The 21,748-nt window shown below is 41.7% G+C and carries 15 protein-coding genes; 9 read left to right on the top strand and 6 right to left on the bottom strand.

Annotated elements, in window-relative coordinates:
• Position 1 precedes the first annotated feature (1 nt).
• The 7 genes from MTF66_RS25310 (at position 2) to mdoH (ending at position 10,990) form a co-directional block, all read left to right on the top strand.
• Positions 2 to 511, top strand: coding sequence for a hypothetical protein (locus MTF66_RS25310; RefSeq protein ID WP_055012309.1), 510 nt, complete (start codon positions 2 to 4; stop codon positions 509 to 511).
• On the top strand, positions 511 to 1,296 hold the full coding sequence (locus tag MTF66_RS25305) for a TatD family hydrolase (RefSeq protein WP_109875740.1): 786 nt from the start codon (positions 511 to 513) through the stop codon (positions 1,294 to 1,296). Before MTF66_RS25310 ends, MTF66_RS25305 begins: the two co-directional genes overlap by 1 nt.
• Positions 1,296 to 3,155 (top strand): diguanylate cyclase, encoded by a 1,860-nt coding sequence (locus MTF66_RS25300; protein ID WP_109875739.1) that lies wholly within the window; start codon positions 1,296 to 1,298, stop codon positions 3,153 to 3,155. The genes MTF66_RS25305 and MTF66_RS25300 overlap by 1 nt, the downstream gene beginning before the upstream one ends.
• A gap of 12 nt (positions 3,156 to 3,167) precedes the next feature.
• On the top strand, positions 3,168 to 4,175 hold the full coding sequence (gene hemB, locus MTF66_RS25295; RefSeq protein ID WP_055012311.1) for a porphobilinogen synthase: 1,008 nt from the start codon (positions 3,168 to 3,170) through the stop codon (positions 4,173 to 4,175).
• Between the two features lie 262 nt (positions 4,176 to 4,437).
• Positions 4,438 to 7,101: an ExeM/NucH family extracellular endonuclease gene (locus MTF66_RS25290; protein ID WP_138623615.1), complete on the top strand. Its 2,664-nt coding sequence runs from the start codon at positions 4,438 to 4,440 to the stop codon at positions 7,099 to 7,101.
• A 330-nt stretch (positions 7,102 to 7,431) separates the two neighbouring features.
• Positions 7,432 to 9,054: a glucan biosynthesis protein G gene (locus MTF66_RS25285; RefSeq protein WP_138623613.1), complete on the top strand. Its 1,623-nt coding sequence runs from the start codon at positions 7,432 to 7,434 to the stop codon at positions 9,052 to 9,054.
• Entirely contained in the window at positions 9,026 to 10,990 is a 1,965-nt protein-coding gene (gene mdoH / locus MTF66_RS25280) for a glucans biosynthesis glucosyltransferase MdoH (protein WP_138623611.1), read from the top strand. Before MTF66_RS25285 ends, mdoH begins: the two co-directional genes overlap by 29 nt.
• Positions 10,991 to 11,181: 191 nt before the next feature.
• Here the strand turns inward: mdoH and fusA are convergent, their stop codons facing one another.
• From fusA to MTF66_RS25250, 6 genes are all read right to left on the bottom strand, one after another.
• Positions 11,182 to 13,266 carry an elongation factor G gene (gene fusA, locus MTF66_RS25275; protein ID WP_010392256.1) on the bottom strand — a complete coding sequence of 695 codons (2,085 nt, stop codon included), beginning with the start codon at positions 13,264 to 13,266 and terminating at the stop codon, positions 11,182 to 11,184.
• Between the two features lie 257 nt (positions 13,267 to 13,523).
• Positions 13,524 to 14,183: a CoA transferase subunit B gene (locus tag MTF66_RS25270; protein ID WP_055012315.1), complete on the bottom strand. Its 660-nt coding sequence runs from the start codon at positions 14,181 to 14,183 to the stop codon at positions 13,524 to 13,526.
• 13 nt (positions 14,184 to 14,196) lie between these two features.
• Positions 14,197 to 14,904, bottom strand: a complete 708-nt coding sequence (locus MTF66_RS25265; RefSeq protein ID WP_138570596.1) for a CoA transferase subunit A — start codon at positions 14,902 to 14,904, stop codon at positions 14,197 to 14,199.
• Between the two features lie 8 nt (positions 14,905 to 14,912).
• Positions 14,913 to 15,674, bottom strand: a complete 762-nt coding sequence (locus MTF66_RS25260; RefSeq protein ID WP_138623609.1) for a 3-hydroxybutyrate dehydrogenase — start codon at positions 15,672 to 15,674, stop codon at positions 14,913 to 14,915.
• Positions 15,675 to 15,678: 4 nt separating this feature from the next.
• Complete coding sequence (locus MTF66_RS25255; RefSeq protein WP_138623607.1) at positions 15,679 to 16,860, bottom strand: homoserine O-acetyltransferase; 1,182 nt, start codon at positions 16,858 to 16,860, stop codon at positions 15,679 to 15,681.
• A 9-nt stretch (positions 16,861 to 16,869) separates the two neighbouring features.
• A complete protein-coding gene (locus MTF66_RS25250; RefSeq protein ID WP_010392249.1) occupies positions 16,870 to 18,171 on the bottom strand; it encodes a GntP family permease in 1,302 nt (433 codons plus the stop codon).
• Between the two features lie 257 nt (positions 18,172 to 18,428).
• Here MTF66_RS25250 and MTF66_RS25245 point away from each other — a divergent pair, with 257 nt between their 5' ends.
• Positions 18,429 to 20,717 carry a TonB-dependent receptor gene (locus MTF66_RS25245; RefSeq protein ID WP_138623605.1) on the top strand — a complete coding sequence of 763 codons (2,289 nt, stop codon included), beginning with the start codon at positions 18,429 to 18,431 and terminating at the stop codon, positions 20,715 to 20,717.
• Positions 20,718 to 21,083: 366 nt separating this feature from the next.
• Positions 21,084 to 21,746, top strand: coding sequence for a response regulator transcription factor (locus MTF66_RS25240; RefSeq protein ID WP_010392247.1), 663 nt, complete (start codon positions 21,084 to 21,086; stop codon positions 21,744 to 21,746).
• Positions 21,747 to 21,748: the final 2 nt, after the last annotated feature.

Here is a 21,748-nt window from a genome sequence, read left to right as displayed (position 1 = left end):
TATGAATAAGCATTTACTTTCTTTACTCGCTTTAGCAAGTGTACCGGTTTTAGCCGCAACTCCTATCAATGAACAAGCGTTGCAAGCCTGTAGTTTTATTGAAAACGATTTTAATCGTTTACTATGCTATGACAACACCATTGCCGGAAAATCGCTCACTCAATCAGCTCGTAAACAGCCAGAGCAACCTGCTCAAGCTAATGTAAAAGCTGACACGTCTACCGTAACAGCACCCGTGGCTATCAAAGAAAAAGAATTTGGTTTAGAGCACAAAGAAATTACTGAAAATGGGGAAGAGTCTATTACATCAATAATTTCATCTGTTAAAAAAGCACCTTATGGTGAGCTAATTATTACTTTAGAGAATAATCAGCAGTGGCGTCAAATTGGCTCAGATAGCTTGAGATTAGATGAGGGCGATACCGTTATTATTAGCCGTGGCGTATTCAACTCTTTTTTACTTAAAAAAGCAGATCAAAACCGTTCAATTCGTGTAAAACGCACCCAGTAATGCAATACACGTTAATTGATGCTGGCATAAATTTAACTAATCATCAATTTGATGGTCAGCATCAAGAAGTGCTCGCTCGGGCAATAGAGGTCGGTGTTAAGCATATGCTAATTATTGGCTGCGATATCAGCTCCAGCGAAGAATCATTAGCACTTGCTGCACGCTATGACCAATATGCTAGCGCGGGTATTCACCCTCATGATGCAAAAACAGCAACCTCTGAACTTGAGCAACAACTCACTCAGCTAGCTCAACATGAGCAGATTATTGCCATAGGTGAGTGCGGGCTAGATTATAATCGCGACTTTTCTCCAAGAGATGTGCAGCGTGATGTGTTTCGTCGTCAGCTCGCATTAGCTGAAAAGCTAAACCTGCCTGTTTATTTGCATGAACGCGACGCCAGTGACGACATGCTTGCTATTTTAAATGAGTTTACTGTACGCGGTGTACTGCACTGTTTTACTGGTGATGCACAAGCACTCGCAGGTTACTTAAATTTGGGCCTTTATATTGGTATCACCGGCTGGGTATGTGACGAACGACGTGGCAAAGAATTACAACAACTGATCCCTAGCATTCCCATTGAGCGTTTATTAATTGAAACCGATGCACCCTTTTTAATTCCTCGCACTGTTAAACCTAAGCCAAAATCAAGACGTAATGAGCCAGCATTGCTGCATTATGTTTGTGACACGCTTGCTCAGCTTTATGGTATTCCTGCATGTGATGTTGCAAAGCATACAAGTGAAAACTTTAATCATTTGTTTGGAATAGAGAAAAAATAATGCGAACCTTTTGCGCTTTGCTGGTATTCACTATGGTGTTTTATGCATCCTGTTTTCCTGCAAGTGCAATCGAGATAAATAGCGAATTTAATTCAAAAACAATAGAAGGTATTCATTATTCGTTTGTTCCTACCTCATTAGAAGATGCACGACAAAGCAATTTACAAGAATGGCTGCTACTTAATAATAAGCCACTTAATTTAGGCCTTGAGTCTCGGCCTGTGTGGATTCAATTTCAACTAAATAATTACCTTAATGAGCCAATAGAGCCAATCCTATCGTTCGATAACCCACTTCTGAACAATATATACCTGTACCACTTTATAGGTGAGGAGCAACTAAAATCGGAACATATTGGTGATGCTCTGCCTTTATCTGATAGAGCGATTAGAAGTGAGTCTTTGCTGGTTAAATTAACTCTTCCCGCTAACAGCGAAACCACCGTTTACCTCAAAGTTAATAATAATGCGGGAATTGGGCTTCGCGTCCCTCTCACCTTATGGCAACAGGATGCATTATTAGCCCATAAAAGCATGGTTAACTTGCTTTATGGATTGCTGATTGGATTTATTTTTTCACTGGCTATCAGTAGCATAGTTTTATTTGCTTTTTCACGTAAACATTATTTTGCTTATGCAGGTGTGATTACATTGATGCTCAGCCTGTTTTTAGCTTATATAGGTGGTTTTGGGTTTCGTTATGCTCCCTCAAGCATAGCAGGCCTACAACAGTTAATGCTGCCTCTATTACTTATGCTGAGCACAATTCTGCTTCTGCCCTTACAGCGGCATGTGTGCAAACCTAACGCCTCTAAGTTACTCAAGGGTCAAACTGCTATTACAACACTGTATGCGTTAATTATCGGTTTTATATGGTTATTACCTACTCCCAGTGTAACTTTATTTGCCATCTCAACTATACCTATAATTCTTATTTACCACGTGATAACTACATTACTTTATTTGCGCCAGCAACCGACAAGCCCTAATAAAAGCTTATTAATTGCCCTTATATTGTTTTTCATTATTGTGATTCATTTTGCCATTGCATTAACCGGCCTTTATACAGTGACTCGAGCTAGCTTAATGATAACCTTTGCAGCGTCCTTAGGTTGCTCATTTTGTTTAAGTTATACCGTCATAAAGTTATTTATATTACAACGCGATGAGCAAGTAACAGCGCAGCAAGCATTAATTGCACAAAACGCTGCACAAGATGCGCTATTAAATGAGCGGATTGAATTACAAGAGCGCACCCGCCAAGAGCTTGAAAGCCAAGTAGATGAACGCACCTTTGAGTTACAAGTAACACTGAGGGAATTAGAAGATAAAAACCGCGAACTTGAACAACTCAATATGGAAGATGCCTTAACAGGCATTAAAAATAGGCGCTTTTTCGATAAAAAACTAATTATGGAAATTCGTCGTTCGCGCCGCGAACAAACGCCACTGAGCATTATTATGTTAGATATTGACAAATTTAAGTCAATTAACGATAACTATGGCCACCTAACCGGCGATCAAGTTATAAGGGCTGTGTCTGATACCATTAAACAACAGCTTAAGCGCCCACTAGATGAAGTAGCACGTTATGGTGGTGAAGAATTTGTCATTTTGCTACCTAATACTAATAACCAAGGTGCACTGGTCATTGCAGAGCAGACACGCTTAGCAATAGCAAATAATAGTGTGAATGTAGCGGGGACTATTATCGACTTTACCATTAGTGCCGGTGTTTATACTCAAATTGCCGATGATATTCATAAACCTGAACTATTTACTGATTATGCCGATAAGGCACTCTATTTAGCAAAACAACATGGCCGCAATCAAGTGGTTAATTTTTCAATCCCACAGTAGGAGCGTATACTTATGGCCCAATCTGGACTAGACCTTTTCCCATATACTCGCATGCGTAGAATGCGCCGTAATGATTTCTCTCGTCGCCTTATGGCTGAAAATCAGCTGAGTGTTAATGATCTTATTTACCCTGTTTTTGTGCTTGAAGGCAAAAACCGTCGTGAAAGCATTGAATCGATGCCCGGTATTGAACGCTTATCAATTGATCTACTGATCGAAGAAGCTAAAGAATTAGTTGATTTAGGTGTGCCTGCGGTGGCTATCTTCCCTGTTACGCCTGCAGATAAAAAATCATTATATGCCGAAGAAGCGTATAACGATGATGGCTTAGTACAACGCACTGTTCGTGCTTTAAAAGAAGCCTTCCCTGAACTTGGGGTGATCACTGACGGGGCGCTCGATCCATTTACTACTCACGGGCAAGACGGCATTATTGATGACGAAGGCTATGTAATAAACGATGTAACTACTGAAATATTAGTTAAACAAGCATTATCACATGCAGCTGCAGGTGCCGATGTTGTTGCTCCATCAGATATGATGGATGGCCGTATTGGCGCAATCCGCGAAGCGCTCGAAGCGGATGGTTTTATTCACACTCGTATTATGGCTTATTCAGCTAAATACGCATCTAGCTACTATGGCCCATTTAGAGATGCCATAGGATCTGCTGGGAACTTAAAAGGCGCTGATAAAAAAACCTACCAAATGGATCCTGCTAACTCAGATGAAGCAATTCGCGAAGTCGCGCTTGACCTTCAGGAAGGCGCCGACATGGTAATGGTTAAACCTGGTATGCCATACCTTGATATTGTACGCCGCGTTAAAGATGAGTTTGGTGTACCAACATTTGCTTATCAGGTAAGTGGTGAATACGCGATGCATAAAGCCGCTATTGATAATGGCTGGCTGAGCGAAGAAGCTACTATTATGGAATCTTTATTAGCATTCAAACGCGCAGGCGCAGATGGCATTCTGACTTACTTTGCTAAGCAAGCTGCTCGCTATTTAAATAAATAATAACGACATATTGATATAAAAGGGCTTTATTGCCCTTTTGTATATTTAAAGGCAGCCCTTTTTTATGCTGCGTTACTCTCATTTCTGGGAAGTAACCACACTACATAGACCCTTCCTTACCCAAAACTAAAAACACAACGTATTTTCAACCTCAAAAAATAAGCAAATCTCGACATTGTTAACATTCTGTATTCTATTTGTAATTATTTTTCATTACACTAAGCGTCCCATTTGGGGAAACAAAAACACGGGAAAAATAATAATGTTGAAAACAAAAATAACGCCATTGGCGCTTGTATTAGCAAGCCTCAGTGCACCCGCTACCGCTAACCTCGTTATATCTGAGTACGTAGAAGGCAGTAGCTATAATAAAGCAGTAGAACTATTTAATAATTCGACTACCCCTCTGTCATTAGATGGCTACACGCTAAGCCTCTATTCAAATGGCAATACAGATGCAAATAATACATTCGATTTAACTGGTGAACTTGCTGCAAACAGCACTTACGTCATTGTTAATGGGAATGCATCAGCAGAACTAAAAGAAAAAGCTGACCAACTCAGCGCCGTGACTAACTTTAATGGCGATGATGCGCTGGTACTTACTCAAGGCTCTGTGGTTATTGATAGCTTTGGCCAGCGCGGTGTAGACCCGGGTTCATTTTGGTCAGAAGGGGGCGTGAAAACACAAAATAAAACATTGCGCCGCAAAGAAACCGAGCTAAACGGACGCACTGATGCCGATGGCGCTTTTAATCCAAGTGAGCTATGGCTGCAATTTGATCAAGATGACTTTAGTGATTTAGGTATCTTTGCAGGGAATTCTTCACCTAACCCTGATCCAGACCCAGAACCTGAAGAGCCTTTATTATGTGGCGCTGATAAAACATTAATTAGCAGCATTCAAGGCGAAGGCGCAAGCAGCCCAATGGTTAACACTGTTGTTGAGTTTGAAGGTGTAGTAACAGCTGACTTCCAGGCTGATGATCAGCTCAAAGGCTTTTTTGTTAACTCACTGAGTTATGATGAAGATACAAACCCACTTACCTCTGAAGGGGTATTTGTTTACTTTACTAATACTGATGTTAATGTTGGTGACCACGTTCGCGTACGAGGTACTGTTGAAGAGTATTTTGATGCCACCCAAATTGGCAATGTTAGTCAAGTTGCTATATGTGACACCGGCCTTTCAGCTTATCCGACTAAAATTACTTTACCCGTTACTGAGCAAAGTGAATTAGAAGCGTTTGAGGGTATGTTAGTGACCTTAGAGCAGCCACTTATTGTTACCAACAATTATGGTTTAGGTCGCTATGGTGAACTAGAGCTTGCTACTGAACGCTTATACCAAGGTACTCAAGTTGCACTTCCTGGCGCGGCTGCGAATGCGATTGAAGCGCAAAATATAAATAAAAAAATACTCTTAGATGATGGCTCAACTCGTCAAAACCGCGATCCTATCGCTTACCCTGTCCCAGGATTATCAGCAGAGAATACTCTACGCACAGGCGATACAGTAAATTCTGTAACAGGTGCGCTAGCTTACAGCTTTAGTACTTACCGTATTCACCCAACAACAACACCTCAGTTTATAGCAACCAATCCACGCACCGATGCGCCAGAGTTAAACCCTGACGCTGATTTACGTGTTGCCAGCTTTAACGTACTTAACTACTTTAATGGCGATGGCCAAAGCGGTGGTTTTCCAACTAGCCGTGGTGCTGATTCAGAAGCCGAGTTAATTCGCCAACAAGCCAAGCTAGTCAGCGCTATTAGTGCTTTGCAAGCGGATGTGATTGGCTTAATGGAAATTGAAAATGACGGCTTTGGTGAATTCAGTGCTGTTGCAAGCTTAGTAAATGCACTTAATGACGCTGATAGTCAAAATCAGTATGCATTCGTGGATTTTGGTGTTGATAAAATCGGCACCGACGCTATCACGACTGCGCTTATTTATCGTGCTGATAAAGTGCAGCAAGTGGGTACTGCAGCAATCACTACCGATGCGCCTTTCGATTACAGCAACCGTGCACCAATTGCACAAAGCTTTAAATCTTTAGATACAGAGGAAGTCTTTACTGTTGCCGTAGCACACCTAAAATCTAAAGGTGGTTGTAGAAGTGCCACTGGCGGCAATGCAGATCAAGGTGACGGTCAAGCATGTTGGAATGAAATCCGAACTGCTGGCGCAAATGCATTTGCTGATTGGCTAAATAGCAAACCAACAGGAGTTGATGATGAAGATATCATTCTTGTTGGCGACATGAACGCGTATGCAATGGAAGATCCTATCCGTGCATTTGCTGATAAGGGCCTTAAAAATGTGGTTGCTGAGTTAGATGGCAACACCTTAGGTTATTCTTACAGCTTTTCTGGTCGTGCAGGAAGTTTAGATCACGCCCTAGCAAGCCCGAGCTTATTAAGTAAAGTAGTGAGCGCCAGTGATTGGCATATTAACGCCGATGAGCCTATTTCACTTGATTATAATGTTGAATTTAAATCTGACGCACAGCAATCAAGCTTGTATGCTCAAGGACCTTACAGAGCATCAGATCATGACCCTGTTATTGTCGATATTCGTTCAACGATTATCGCGCCACCTGAGCCAGAACCAGAGGTGATCACCGGTGAAATTGATAATATTCGCGGCTGGTTTTGGTGGAAAAACTACCGCATTGATATTCCTGAAGGTTATGACGAGCTAACTATTAGCCTAGACGGTGGATGGGGCGATGCAAACTTATTTGTTAGACACAAAAGAAGCCCGACTTTGTTTAGAAGTGACTGCGCATCAATTAGTAGAGGAAACGCAGAAAACTGTACATTTACCAATCCTAAATCGGGTAAATGGAAAGTCCGCGTAAATGGCTTTTTACCATTTGGCAATGTAAAACTCACTTATAAAGCAACCAAATATGCTGATTAACTTCGACTTCAATAACCGGTTCATGACTTAAAGTTGTTGCCAGTATCTACTTGAAGTAACTCAAAAGCCGCATTCGCGGCTTTTTTATTTTATATACAAATGTAATTCAGACAGGCTTCATCAAGCACTGCTTATTATCTATGCAAGCATTGACTTAGTACATATCTAACTCAAGGTAACTCTAACACTGTTTGTTTTTCGAAAAGTCAAAATGCGTTATAGCGGCTTGATTGAAAGTGATAAACAACTTGTCCTTCTAATCCATACCAAGAGCAACTGAGATAAACGTCAATCTTAGCAGTAAACATATTTTTTTATAAAGGATTCAAAATGAAAGCGCGCATTCACCTTATATCTACTTATCAAAGGGTTTTTAAAAAGCCTTTGTTTGGGATGTTGATGGTTTTTTCACTGTGGGGAACTAACAGCGCGATTGCTGCATCTTCACTTGAAGCCGCAATACCGCAGAGCAGTTTATTTGATGTGCTAAGTGCGCGAGCTAAAAAGCTTGCTGAACAAGATTACATTGCACCAAAAGAAATACAGTTAGATGCGCTTAATAGTATTGATTATCAAGACTACCGCTCAATCCGCTTTAAGCAAGACCAATCGGTATGGAAAGATGAAGGGCTTTATGAGCTGCAATTATTTCACCCCGGTTTTTTATATAAAACGCCAGTAAAAATCAATATCGTTGATCAAAATGCAAAGCTTAGCCGCCTTCCATTTAGCACAGAGTTTTATCAATATGATGGAACAGCAGCACACCTAAAAGATGAAATAGCAAAAAGTATTGAAGGTACGCAGTTAGGGCATGCTGGTTTTAGATTACATTACCCATTAAATAACGATGACTATAAAGATGAGGTTATGGTATTTCAGGGCGCTTCTTATTTTCGCTTAGTTGGGCCTAACCAAGTTTATGGTTTATCTGCACGAGGACTGGCGATTGATACCGCACAAACATCTGGTGAAGAGTTTCCTTCATTCAAAGAATTCTGGTTAGTTAAACCAACACCCGAGCAAACTAATATTACTATTTTTGCTTTACTTGATAGTCCATCAGTAGCGGGAGCTTACAAGTTTGAGATAGACCCTAACACGCAGACAAGTGTTAGCGTCGACATGCAAATTTTTGCCCGTAAAGATGTTAAAAAGCTTGGTATAGCACCATTAACGAGTATGTTTTATCACGGTGAAAATAGTACCAAGTTTTTTGATGATTATCGCCCTGAAGTACACGACTCAGACGGTTTGCTCACGCAATCACAAGAAGGTAACTGGGTATGGCGTCCACTTAATAATCCATCCCAACTTAGCGTAACCTCTTTTTCATATGAAAATCCTAAAGGCTTTGGCCTTGCACAGCGTGACCGTGACTTTAATAACTACTTTGATATAGAAGCGCATTATCATGACCGCCCTAGCTTTTGGATAGAACCACAAGGTGAATGGGGGAATGGCCGTGTTGAGCTTGTTGAGATTCCAACAGATACTGAAACTAACGATAATATTGTAAGTTATTGGGTTCCTGAAAAGCCGTTCAAAGCAGGAGAAGCATTAAAGTTTAGCTACAAAATATCGACCTTTAATGATTATCTAAGCCAAAATAATTTGGCTAAAGTGGCTAGAACACGCATTGGCAGTGCAGCATTGCCTGGTGAAGATAACCCACCTCCAAAGAGCCATCGTCAGTTTACTGTTGACTTTACTGGCCCTGATATCAATCAATTATCTGAAAAATTAGTACTTAGCGCAGACTTGCAACTTACCACAGGTGAAGTGCGTGATATTACAGTGCAAAAGCTACCAAAATCATTAGGCTGGCGAGTTGCCTTCAAAGTCGCCCCAAAAGACAGTAATCCTGTAGATATGCGTTTATCGCTAAAACTACGTAACAAAGCAGTGAGCGAGGTATGGAGCTATGTTTGGTATCCAAATGACATCAAGTAAACAAAGTACTGGCACACCAATGCCTTTTAAAACACTTCGCGTATGGTTATTTGCTATAGCTGCTATTGGCCTCTCAGGCTATGGCATTTCAATTATGTTTGAAATTTTAAACTCAAATGGCATGACCTTGCTTGAATATGCACTGCTTGCTTTGTTTTCTATTACCTTTGCTTGGATAGTCACCGCATTTTGTAGTGGCTGCATTGGTTTTATACTGCAGCTATTTCGTATAGATCCGCTCACGCTTAGAAGAATAAAACCGGTCTCCATTAACAATGAAGCACTATCACAGCAAAAAACGGCTGTAGTTATGCCAATTTATAATGAAGATACCCATAGAGTTATTGCTGGCTTTGAAGTGAGCTTGCAATCGTTAAAAGCCACTGGGCAATTAAAACACTTTGATTTTTATTTACTGAGCGATACACAAGACGCAACTATTGCCAGTAATGAATTAAGCGCATGGCATGCTTTATGTGAACGTCTTGGCGATACAGCAAAACAAATATTTTACCGTCGTCGTGAAGATAATAAACATCGTAAAGTAGGTAACTTAACCGATTTTTGCGAACGTTGGGGTAGCCAATACGAGCATATGATTGTATTGGATGCTGATAGTGTGATGACGGGTCAATGCATGCTAGAACTCACTACTAGTATGCTGAATAACCCACAAGCGGGATTGATTCAAACTATTCCTATTCCTGTGCGCCAAGATACTTTTTTTGGACGCTTTTTACAGTTTGCTTCGATTCTTTATAGCCCAATGTTAGCTACTGGCTCTGCTTTTTGGCAAACCGATAAAGCCAATTACTGGGGGCATAATGCCATCATTCGTGTTAGTGCGTTTATTGATTGCTGTGGCTTGCCAACACTCAAAGGTAAAGCCCCCTTTGGTGGAGAAATTTTAAGCCATGATTTTGTGGAAGCTTCTCTATTACATAGCGCAAATTGGGACGTATTATTACTTGCCGATATTGAAGGCAGTTATGAAGAGGTTCCCAGTAATATCTTAGATTATGCTGTACGAGATAGACGTTGGGTTCAGGGTAATATTCAACACCTAGGTTTACTTTCATCAGCAAAGCTAAAGCTAATGAGCAAACTGCACTTTTTACTAGGTGCAACAGCGTATATTTCATCTCTTATTTGGTTGTCTATGCTGGCATTAAGTACCATAGATGCGGTAACACGTGCTTTAAATAGTGATGTCTACTTTAATCGTGCCTATCAGTTATTTCCGACTTGGCAAATAGCCAAAACAGATCTCATTGACTCATTACTTTACCTAACAATTATTATTTTGTTATTACCTAAACTTATGGGCGTCATTGTTACTTTAGTGCACCGTAAACAGCGCTTTGGTGGTGCATTAAAGCTCATTTTAGGATCTATCATTGAAACCATTTTTGCTATTATTGTGGCACCATTGATGATGGTATTTCATGCGTACTTTGTAGTCTGTGTATTTTTAGGCAAAAAAGTAAAATGGGATGCTCAACCGCGTGAAGGTAGAATGGTGCCATGGAAAGAAGCGTTTGGTTATACATTGTTTTCTTCGCTTGTTGCCATTGTATGGGGTAGTGTTGCTTATTACTTTACACCGGTCTTTTTTTGGTGGTTATCTCCTATTTTATTAGGGCTCATCCTCGCTGCTCCTATTGTGCGTTACTCAAGTAGTATCAAGCTAGGCATTAAGCTAAGGCAGTGGGGCATTTTCCTCTGCCCGAGTGAAGTAGATGACGATGCAACATTAGCGGCTCTTAAAGTACACCTCAAAGAGATAGCCGTTCCACCTGTAGGGCGTTATTCAACAGCAACACCATTGTTACCATTAGAACATAAAGTGACAATGCCTATTCAGAACTTTAGTAGTGAATCACATCGAAAGAAGTTTAAAGCACTCATCACAAAAACTGCTAATAAGCTAAGTTAATGCCACTACAAATAAAAAAGGAGCAACCTTGTGTTGCTCCTTTTTTTTTAGCTGCGTTTACACTTATTTTTTAAGCCATGTTCATTTAATACGACGGGCTTCATTATCTTTAAATCAATCATGCTTTATAAAAGTTAAACAATAAAAAACCCGCAGCAAGTGCGGGTTTTTTTAAAGAGTTAGAGTGCTAATTACTTAGCAGCGTTTTTCTCTTTTTCTGCAGCGATTACAGTATCAGCTACGTTTTGTGGACATGCAGCGTAGTGTGAGAACTCCATAGAGAACTGACCACGACCAGATGTCATTGTACGTAGTGAACCGATGTAACCGAACATTTCTGATAACGGTACGTCAGCTTTAATACGAACGCCAGTTAAACCAGCTTCTTGATTGCTTAGCATACCACGACGACGGTTAAGGTCACCAATTACATCACCTACGTGATCTTCTGGTGTGAACACGTCAACTTTCATGATTGGCTCAAGAAGTTGTGCACCCGCTTTAGGGATAGACTGACGGAAAGCGCCTTTAGCAGCGATTTCGAAAGCAATTGCAGATGAATCCACGGCGTGGAAGCCACCGTCGAAAAGCTCAACTTCAACGTCAAGTACTGGGAAGCCAGCTAGAACACCTTCACCCATCATTGATTTGAAACCTTTCTCAACTGCAGGCCAGAATTCTTTAGGTACGTTACCACCAACAACTGATGAAGTGAACGCGAAACCTGAACCCACTTCGCCTGGCTTGATGCGGTAATCGATTTTACCAAATTGACCAGAACCACCAGATTGTTTCTTATGCGTGTAGCTATCTTCGATTTCACGAGTGATAGTTTCACGGTAAGCAACCTGTGGTTGACCAACGATAAGGTCTACACCGTAAGTACGCTTAAGGATATCTACTTTGATATCTAAGTGAAGCTCACCCATACCTTTAAGGATAGTTTCGCCTGAATCTTCATCAGTCTCAACTTGGAAAGATGGATCTTCTGCAACCATTTTACCGATAGCAACACCCATTTTCTCATTACCGCCTTTATCTTTAGGCTGTACAGCAATCGAGATTACTGGAGTTGGGAATACCATTGGCTCAAGTGTTACTGGGTGCTTAGGATCACATAGAGTATGACCAGTTTGCACATTTTTCATACCAACGATAGCGATGATATCGCCCGCTTGTGCTGTAGTAAGCTCTTTACGCTCATCTGCTTGCATCTCAACCATACGGCCAACACGCTCAGTTTTACCTGTAAATGCATTAAGGATAGTGTCACCCTTGTTAAGCACACCAGAGTAGATACGTACGAATGTTAACGCACCAAAACGGTCATCCATGATTTTGAATGCAAGCGCTTTGAAAGGTTCGTCTGCAGATACAATTGCATGCTCGCCGTTTTCGTTACCTTCTTCATCCATAAGAGGTTGAGGATCAACTTCTGTAGGTGCAGGTAAGTAATCTACTACTGCGTCAAGAACAAGTTGCATACCTTTGTTTTTGAATGCAGAACCACAGAACGTAGGGAAGAATGCAAGGTCACGAGTACCTTTACGGATACAACGCTTGATATCTTCAACTGAAGGTACTTCACCTTCCATGTATGCTTCCATTAGGTCATCGTCTTGCTCTACAGCAGTCTCGATAAGCATTTCATGGTATTCGTCAACTTTGTCTACCATGTCTGCAGGAACGTCAGTGATTTCGTAGTTTTCAGGAAGACCAGTGTCATCCCAAACGTATGCTTGCTTGTTTAAAACGTCAACAACACCTACGAATTCATCTTCAATACCAATTGGTAAAGTCATGATAAGTGGAGTAGCACCAAGTACTTTTTGTACTTGCGCTGTTACACGGTAAAAATCAGCACCCATACGGTCTAATTTGTTTACGAAGATGATACGTGCAACACCTGATTCGTTCGCATAGCGCCAGTTAGTTTCTGATTGTGGCTCAACACCACCAGAACCACAGAATACACCCACACCGCCATCTAATACTTTAAGTGAACGGTAAACTTCAACTGTGAAGTCAACGTGTCCAGGAGTATCGATAACGTTAAAACGGTGATCTTTCCAGAAACAGCTTACTGCCGCAGACTGGATAGTAATACCGCGCTCAGCTTCTTGATCCATGAAATCGGTAGTCGATTCACCATCATGAACCTCACCTGTTTTGTGGATAGTACCTGTAAGCTTTAGGATACGCTCAGTAGTTGTGGTTTTACCCGCATCAACGTGCGCGAAAATACCAATGTTTCTGTACTTCGATAAATCTGCCATTAATTTTACTCTTAATAAAGTCGATAAATTATTCGGCGGGAGTATAGCATTACTTAAAGCGAACATCACCATAGAAGTCGCTTAAAATGCAATCAATTTATAAAAAACTTGCTTTAAAGATATTTTGGGGTATGAGATGGGCTTGATAGGGGCCCGTTATAAACTGAATTTAAATGACTTAAGTGCTTAATAAGTGCAATGCAGTGATGGCATGAAGCATATAAAATTATTTTGCTCCATGCCCATCATTAGTAAAATTACTCAAAAGTCATGGTTTTGACTTTGTCGTTAATAACTAAATTACCCGCCGTTTTGGCTTTAATTTCATCAACACTTACTCCTGGAGCGCATTCTAACAAGTGAAAAGCGCCGTCTTTAATTTCTAATAAAGCGAGATCCGTAATTACTTTATTAATACAGGCAACACCGGTTAGTGGCAGGCTACATTCACTTAATAGTTTTGACTCACCATGCTTGTTTGCATGGGTCATGGTGCAAATAATGTTTTTTGCCCCAGCCACTAAATCCATCGCTCCGCCCATACCTTTAACCAGCTTGTTAGGAATCATCCAACTAGCAATGTTGCCATTTTGGTCAACTTCAAAAGCACCCAAAACAGTTAAATCAACATGCCCACCGCGGATCATGGCAAAGCTTTCTGCAGAATTAAAAATAGCGGCACCAGTTGCTGCGGTTACTGTTTCCTTCCCCGCGTTGATCATATCCGCATCCACTGAGTCAGCGTGTGGATATGGCCCCATTCCTAAGAGGCCATTTTCCGATTGCAACATCACCTCAATGCCTTCAGGCACATAATTCGCGACAAGTGTTGGTATACCAATGCCTAAATTGACGTAGTAGCCATCTTCGAGTTCCATCGCCACGCGTTTTGCTATTTGCTCTCGTGTTAATGCCATAACTATATACTCCTTATTGCTCGGCCGGTTGCGTTGTGATTTTTTCAATCCGTTTTTCAAATTCACCTTTAATAACACGGTCAATATAAATACCGGGTGTATGAATTTGGCTTGGCTCAAGCTCGCCAGGCTCTACAATTTCTTCAACTTCGAGCACGGTAATTTTACCAGCAGTGGCTGCCATAGGATTAAAGTTCATCGCCGTATGACGATAAATACAATTTCCATAGCGATCCGCTTTCCAGGCTTTTACAATAGCAAAATCACCGGTAATACTCGGCTCAAGTAAGTAATCACGGCCGTTAATATTGCGTGTTTCTTTGCCTTCGGCGACCGGAGTGCCCACACCGGTTGCGGTATAAAAGGCAGGAATGCCCGCACCACCAGCACGCATTTTTTCAGCTAATGTTCCTTGTGGCGTCAATTCAACATCTAACTCACCATTCAGTAACTGCTGCTCAAATAACCCATTTTCGCCCACATACGAGGCAATCATTTTACTAATTTGCTTGTCTTCAAGTAACAACCCTAATCCAAAGCCATCAACACCACAGTTGTTCGACACTAAGGTTAAGTCTCGGGTGCCTTGGCGCTTAATCTGTGCAATTAATCCCTCAGGAATACCACATAAACCAAAACCACCAGCAATAATAGTCATCCCGTCTTCAAGCCCTGCCATTGCTTCACTGTAGCTTGTTACTACTTTATCAAAACCTGCCATAATAACCCCTATTGTGCTGTCCAGCCGCCATCAATGGCGATCGCTTGAGCGGTAATATTTCGTGCGGCATCTGCCATTAAAAAACTAACGGTATGCAGGATCTCGTCTAAGCCGATAAATGCTTTTTTCGGCATGGGTGCTAGCATAATCGTGTCGATCACTTGTTGCTCAGAAATACCATGTTCTTTTGCTTGTGCGGCAATCTGCTGTTCTACCAAAGGCGTTTTCACATAGGCAGGGCAAACAGTGTTAATAGTAATATTGGCACCCCCTGTTTCGAGTGCCATAGTTTTAGTAAAGCCGATTAAGCCATGTTTTGCAGCGATATAAGCCGACTTATATTTAGAGGCGACCATCGCATGAATAGAACCAATATTTATGATTCGACCAAAGTTTTGAGCCCGCATACGTGGCAAAACTGCTTTACTCATCATTGCCGGGCCAACCAACATCACTTGCTGTAAAAGCAGCCACTTATCTGCAGGAAAGTCTTCAAGTTTTGCCACATGCTGTATTCCTGCATTATTAATTAATACATCGATAGGTTGCGTAAAGGTGCTAAAAAAGTCCTCAATCGCTTGGCTATCAGCAACGTTAAGTGCGTAACCATGAGCGTTACCACCCTGATTAACTATTTTTTGCGCTGCTTGTTGAGCCTGTTGCTCATTAAGATCGGTAACAATAATAGTATGCCCAGCAAGAGCTAACTGCTCAGCAATATAAAACCCTATTCCACTAGCTGCACCGGTGATTAAAACGTTTTGACTCATACTGCTATTCCTCTAAAAACTCACTGATAAGCTGCGCTTTAGGCAAGATTGAAAAAATGCCATCCAAATGTCCCCAACCGCCTTCAATTTCAGAAAACTGAACGTCTTTCCCCAGCGACTTCATTGACTCATACACGGTTCGCATATTTTCAGGGCGTAGAAGTAGGTCATTGGTGGCAGGTAATAACAATGTTTTAGCGCTGATCTTTTTAAGTGCTGTACTTAAGTCTTGCTCCATACCGGCAGTAAACAGTTGTGATGCCCGTACCAAATACAATACGTGATTTGCATCTTGGGCTTTTGCTCTTGCCATGGCTCTTTGCGCCAGTGTTTGGCTCAATTTTGGCAAGGTACGAATGTCTTTTAACGCGCCTTCATCAAGTACGTTAAAGTCAGGGAAGCTAGCGTTATAAATAATCGGGTGCATGGCATCTTGGGTAATATTAAGCATGGTGGCGGCAAGTCCATCTAATGGGCGTTCCTTGTCGTAGTAATTACCTTGCTGCCAGTTTTTATCTAACCGAATTGGCAATGCCCACTTTTCAAGGGCAGCGACTGTCCATGCATCCATTTTTGCAGCGCCAATCACATGAATTAATCGCTCTACTTTATCTGGGTAACGCGTTGCCCACTCAAGAGCTTGAAACGACCCCATTGATGCGCCCATCACGGCATGTAACTTAGTGATACCTAGACTTTCGAGTAAACGCTTTTGCACATTCACAAAGTCAGTAATCGTAACCACAGGAAAATCTAAACCATATGGTTTACCTGTTTTGGGATTAGTTGACGCTGGGCCTGTGGTGATGACATTTTCATCATGCCAGTTGGCATTGACTAAGGTGTCAGAGCTGATCACAAAATACTTGTTAGTATCTATGGCTTTTCCTGAGCCAATTAACGCATCCCAGTACCCTGCTGCGGCGTCGTCGGCTGAATATTTACCTGCAGCATGAGAGGTTCCAGAAAAATAATGAGTGATCAAAATCACATTATCTTTGGCTTCGTTAAGCTCACCATAACTTTCCCAGCCAATATCAACCTGTGGCAACGTTGTACCTGAAACCGTTGTGAAGTTTTCAGTGCTAAAATGTTGCTTTTCTACTAGTAATGGCTCTGCTTTATCAGCGCCAAACACGGTACTACTAAATAAAAACAGCAACCCTATTATTAATATTATTCTCATTGCAATTCCTTAAAAAGTGATGAATAAGCTTAGTGCAAGAGCCACCCCAACCAATGGGATAACCACGGTCAATGCAGCTAATGGCCAATAAGCGCGTTGATGTGTTTCTTTACAAATGGCCCTGATGGTTGTGACAACGTAGCCATTATGTGGCAGGCTATCTAATGCACCAGAACTAATAGCAACCACTCTGTGTAATTGCTCTGGATTAACTCCCATATCCAAATATCCAGGAGCCACAAGCGGTAGTGCAATCGCTTGCCCGCCGGATGCTGACCCCGTTAACCCAGCTATGACGCTCACTGCAACAGCAGCCCCCACCAGCTCATTACCTGGCATATGAGTCATAGCATCAACAGCAGCAATAAAAGCCGGTGATACTTTAGCCACAGCGCCAAACCCAACTACAGCTGCAGTGTTACCTATCGCCACTAAGGCACCAGTGGTACCCATATTGATTGCATTGGCCATGTTATGGAAATACTTATAATTAATGACCACAATACTCAAAACACCACCAAGCAGCGCCACAATCAGCGCAGTTTGCTGTAAAACATCATGTAATATAAATGATAGAAGTAGCACCACCAGCAAAGGAATAACCCCGGTGATTGGGTGCGGCCGCTTACGCTCTAAAATAACCGGATCATCGTCTCTAGCAGCAAAGCGCTCACCTTTGGCAACCGCCTTTTTAATCATTTTATTTAGCCAAAAGTAACCTACTGTCGCCATAAAAATAGCCACCACTAAGCTTACTTCCCACGCGGCATAAGGTGAGGTACCTAAATGCTTTACGGGTATCCAATTTTGAATTTCAGGCGATCCCGCAGAGGTCATAGTAAACGTCACTGAACCAAACGCTAACGTTGCAGGTATAAAGCGCCGTGGCAAATCAGCGTCTTTAAATAAACTGAGCGCCATCGGGTAAACCGAAAACGCCACAATGAATACGCTGACTCCGCCATAAGTCAGTACGGCACAAGCAATCACCACCGCGAGCACCGCATGCTTCATACCTAATTTGCCAACAATGTAACTGGCTACACTGTCTGCTGCGCCTGTATCTTCCATAAATTTACCGAACAACGAGCCCAGCAAAAACATAAAAAACCATGCGCTTAAAAATCCAGCAAAGCCATCCATATACGCGTTAATAAAATTACTATCGGCAGTCACCGGGAATATAGCCATCCCACTAGTTAGTGCTACCAACAATGCACATATTGGCGCGGCAATAAATAAATTGACCCCACGCAACGTTAAAATTATTAGCAGTATTAAACCGCCTAACAGCCCTATCATGCTCAGCATAGACATTCCTATAATTATTGTTATTACCCAGATGAGGTGACATCGCAGTAACTGCTGTTAGTTTTATCGCTCAGCGAAAATAAAGACATAACACTAAGGTACTACATGCTTTAAATTTGGCTTAAAAGCAAGATAAGTCAAGGTGTTAAAAACATATAGCACTATGGTACTAATTCATTTTTTAACACTATCTTCTACATTAAGTGCAGGTGACATGAGCAAACAAATAATCAACTAATAACAACAGGAACACACCAATGATAAAGCTCAAACAAAATATCACACCCGTTACACTCGCTGTTTCACTGGCCTTATTAAGCACAACAAGTGTGGCAGCTGAACAAGCCTCTACAGTAAAAAAAGCAGAGTTAGAGCGAATAGAAGTAACCGCTCGCAAAACCGTTGAAAACTTACAAGAAGTTCCGGTTGCCGTAACCTCAATTGGCGCACAAGAATTAGCAGAAAATGGCATTAGTGTGATGACCGAGGTACAGCAGTTTTCGCCCAACACCACACTACAATCAAGCCGAGGCACTAACTCTACTATCACTGCGTTTATTCGCGGTGTAGGTCAGCAAGACCCTCTCTGGGGTTATGAACCCGGTGTAGGTATTTACATTGATGATGTATACATCGCCCGCCCGCAAGGTGCCGTGCTCGACTTACTTGATGTGCAACAAATTGAAGTATTACGTGGCCCGCAAGGTACGCTATATGGCAAAAACACTATTGGTGGTGCAGTAAAGTATGTCACCAAAGAAATGAGCGGAGATGCAACGCTAAATATTCAAGGCACCGTAGGCAGCTACAGCCAAAAAGATTTAAAAGTTACTGGGCAGCTCCCACTTATTGACGAAAAACTCTATGTTGGTTTTGGTTTTGCCACATTGAACCGTGATGGCTATGGTGAATTTTTAACGTCTGCGCTTGATAACCAAGATCGCGAAAACTACAACAAAGATGTTACCGCTGCACGGGTTACGCTAGAGTACACCCCAACCGATGACTTATTCTTTCGTTTAGCGTGGGATAAAACCGATGATGACTCTAACGCGAAAGGCGGATATCGCTTACTTCCAAGCATATTAACTAATGCGCCTGTGCCAGATAGCGTGTATGACTCTTATACTAGTTTACCAACATGGAACAAAGTAGAACTTGAAGGTATGAGCTTAACTGCTCGCTGGGATATGAGCGCAAACACCAGCATTAAATACGTTGCAGCAACAAGAGAAAGCTATTCACCAACCAATATCGACTTTGATAATACCTCTTTACCTATTTTTGATGTTCCAGCCATTTATGACGATGAACAAACCACGCATGAGTTGCAGCTAAATCACAGTGGCGATGACTACAAATTAGTATCGGGCTTATATTACTATGATGGTGAATCGTGTGGCCAGTTTGAGGCTGTACTAGGTGTGCTTGGTCAAAGTTTAGGTGCCCCTGGGCTTACCCGTGAAGTAAGCGGTTGTAGCAACTCCACCAGCAAAGCAGCTTATATACAAGGAAGCTATGACTTTGATGAAAAATGGTCAATGACCCTAGGCGCACGCTATACCAAAGACAGCAAAGAAGCGATTGTAAATAATGGTCTTATTTTTGACGTTGTTTATCCTGAATCAGGTTGGATCCCAGGCTATGTACGCCCTGAAGGCCAATTAGTGCCTACCGTACTCGATGACAGCGAAGATTGGTCACGCTTTACACCTCGTGCAGGTGTGGAATACCAATACAATAACGACATTATGTTTTTTGCTAGTTACTCGCAAGGGTTTAAGTCAGGGACATTTAATCCACGAGCTACAACAGCAGAACCAGCAGCAAGACCCGAAGTAGTTGACTCAATTGAGTTAGGCATGAAAAGCGAATGGAATGATAATTTACGCGCAAACTTAACCGTATTCACACTTGATCACAAGGATCGTCAGTATATTTCGGTATTACCTGGTGACAGCGCCGCAGATTTAAACCAGCGCTTAGGTAATATTGGCGAGTCTAAGTCTGATGGCGTTGAATTAGAACTTAGCTATGTTGCAAGCGATGCACTAACTTTCGACGCGTCAATAGGTTACATCGACAGTAGTTTTGAAAATGTAATTGATACCAATCCTGATACCGGTGAAACATTTGATAAGTCAGACCGTTTTAGCGTCTCGAATACTCCTGATCTGACCTTTAATTTAGGTGCAACGTACCGTTTATACACAGATATGGGCGACTTTGTTATGAATGGTAATTATTACCATCGTGGTGATTACGCACTGTTCGAAGAAGATAGCCTCTTAACACAAGACGCCTACGGATTATTAAATATTGGTGTTACTTGGTACAGCGCAGATGGCCATTGGACTGCGGGTATTTATGGTAAAAACCTAACCGATGAAGAATACATGATTGGTGGTTATCAGTTCGTGGCTCCTGACCCGTCAGATCCAACTGATACCAGCAAATACACGCCGGGTCTTGGTGGAGACAATACCTTGATTGGTTACTACGGCGACCCTCGCACAATATCACTCACTGTGGGCTATCGTTTTTAAAATTTAATATCATTAGGGCCTGTTGACCTTTGCGGATTGAAATTTGTTCAAACTAGGGGCTGTTTTAATCGCGGCGCGAGGTTTGCAACCTAGTGGGCTAAGTAAAAACCGAGCAACAAAGAGTAAATCGCCCCTCGGAAGAACCCGAAGGGCAGCGCCTGTTTGGCATTGATGCTGCGTTATCGCCTATTTATGTGGAATAACCACATGACATAGGCTCTACCTTGCCTAAATATCAAACAGACTGCTGCAAATTCAATCTTGAAAGGTGAACAGACCCTAGGGTTTGCCTGTTTATCCCCACAGACAAACCTTGTTTCACATCACAAAATCACATATAACTTAATGCATTGGAGACTATTTGAAATGGCTTGTGCTGTGAATACCATAATTGCTGATGACCATCCTTTATTCAGAAGTGCGCTACGTCAAGCGGCAGCGACTTCCGTACCAGAACAATATATAAAAGAAACCAGCGATATCGACGGGTTATTTAGCTTATTAAAATCACACCCCGAGATAGAGCTGATATTTTTAGATTTAACAATTCCTGGCGCCAATGGTTTACAAGCGCTCTCACAACTAAGAAATCAATACCCTGATATATTAATTATTATGGTATCGGCTAACGAAACCCCCACTATCATAAAACAAGCCATGAGCTTAGGTGCTGCAGGCTATATTCCAAAGTCATCATCCCTTGATGTGATCAGTGAAGCCATTGAACATGTACTCAATGGAGACTCTTGGTTGCCAACAGATATTGACTTAACTGATGTGGTTGTTAATGACGAACAGAGCAATTTTGCCCGCAACCTAGAAAAACTCACTCCACAGCAATACCGTGTACTCGCAATGATAGCCGACGGGCTTTTGAACAAACAAATTGCCTTTGAAATGTCGATTCAAGAAACCACCATAAAACAACATGTATCGGCCATTTTGCGAAAGCTGAATGTGTATAACCGTACCCAAGCAGGCATTTTGTTTAATCAGCTATCTCAAGTTGGTAAGTTAGAGGCGAGCTAATA

The organism is Pseudoalteromonas sp. 2CM39R (assembly GCF_023161845.1).
The sequence above is the reverse complement of the archived record's forward strand: the minus strand, read 5'-3'. Positions and strand labels throughout refer to the sequence as shown.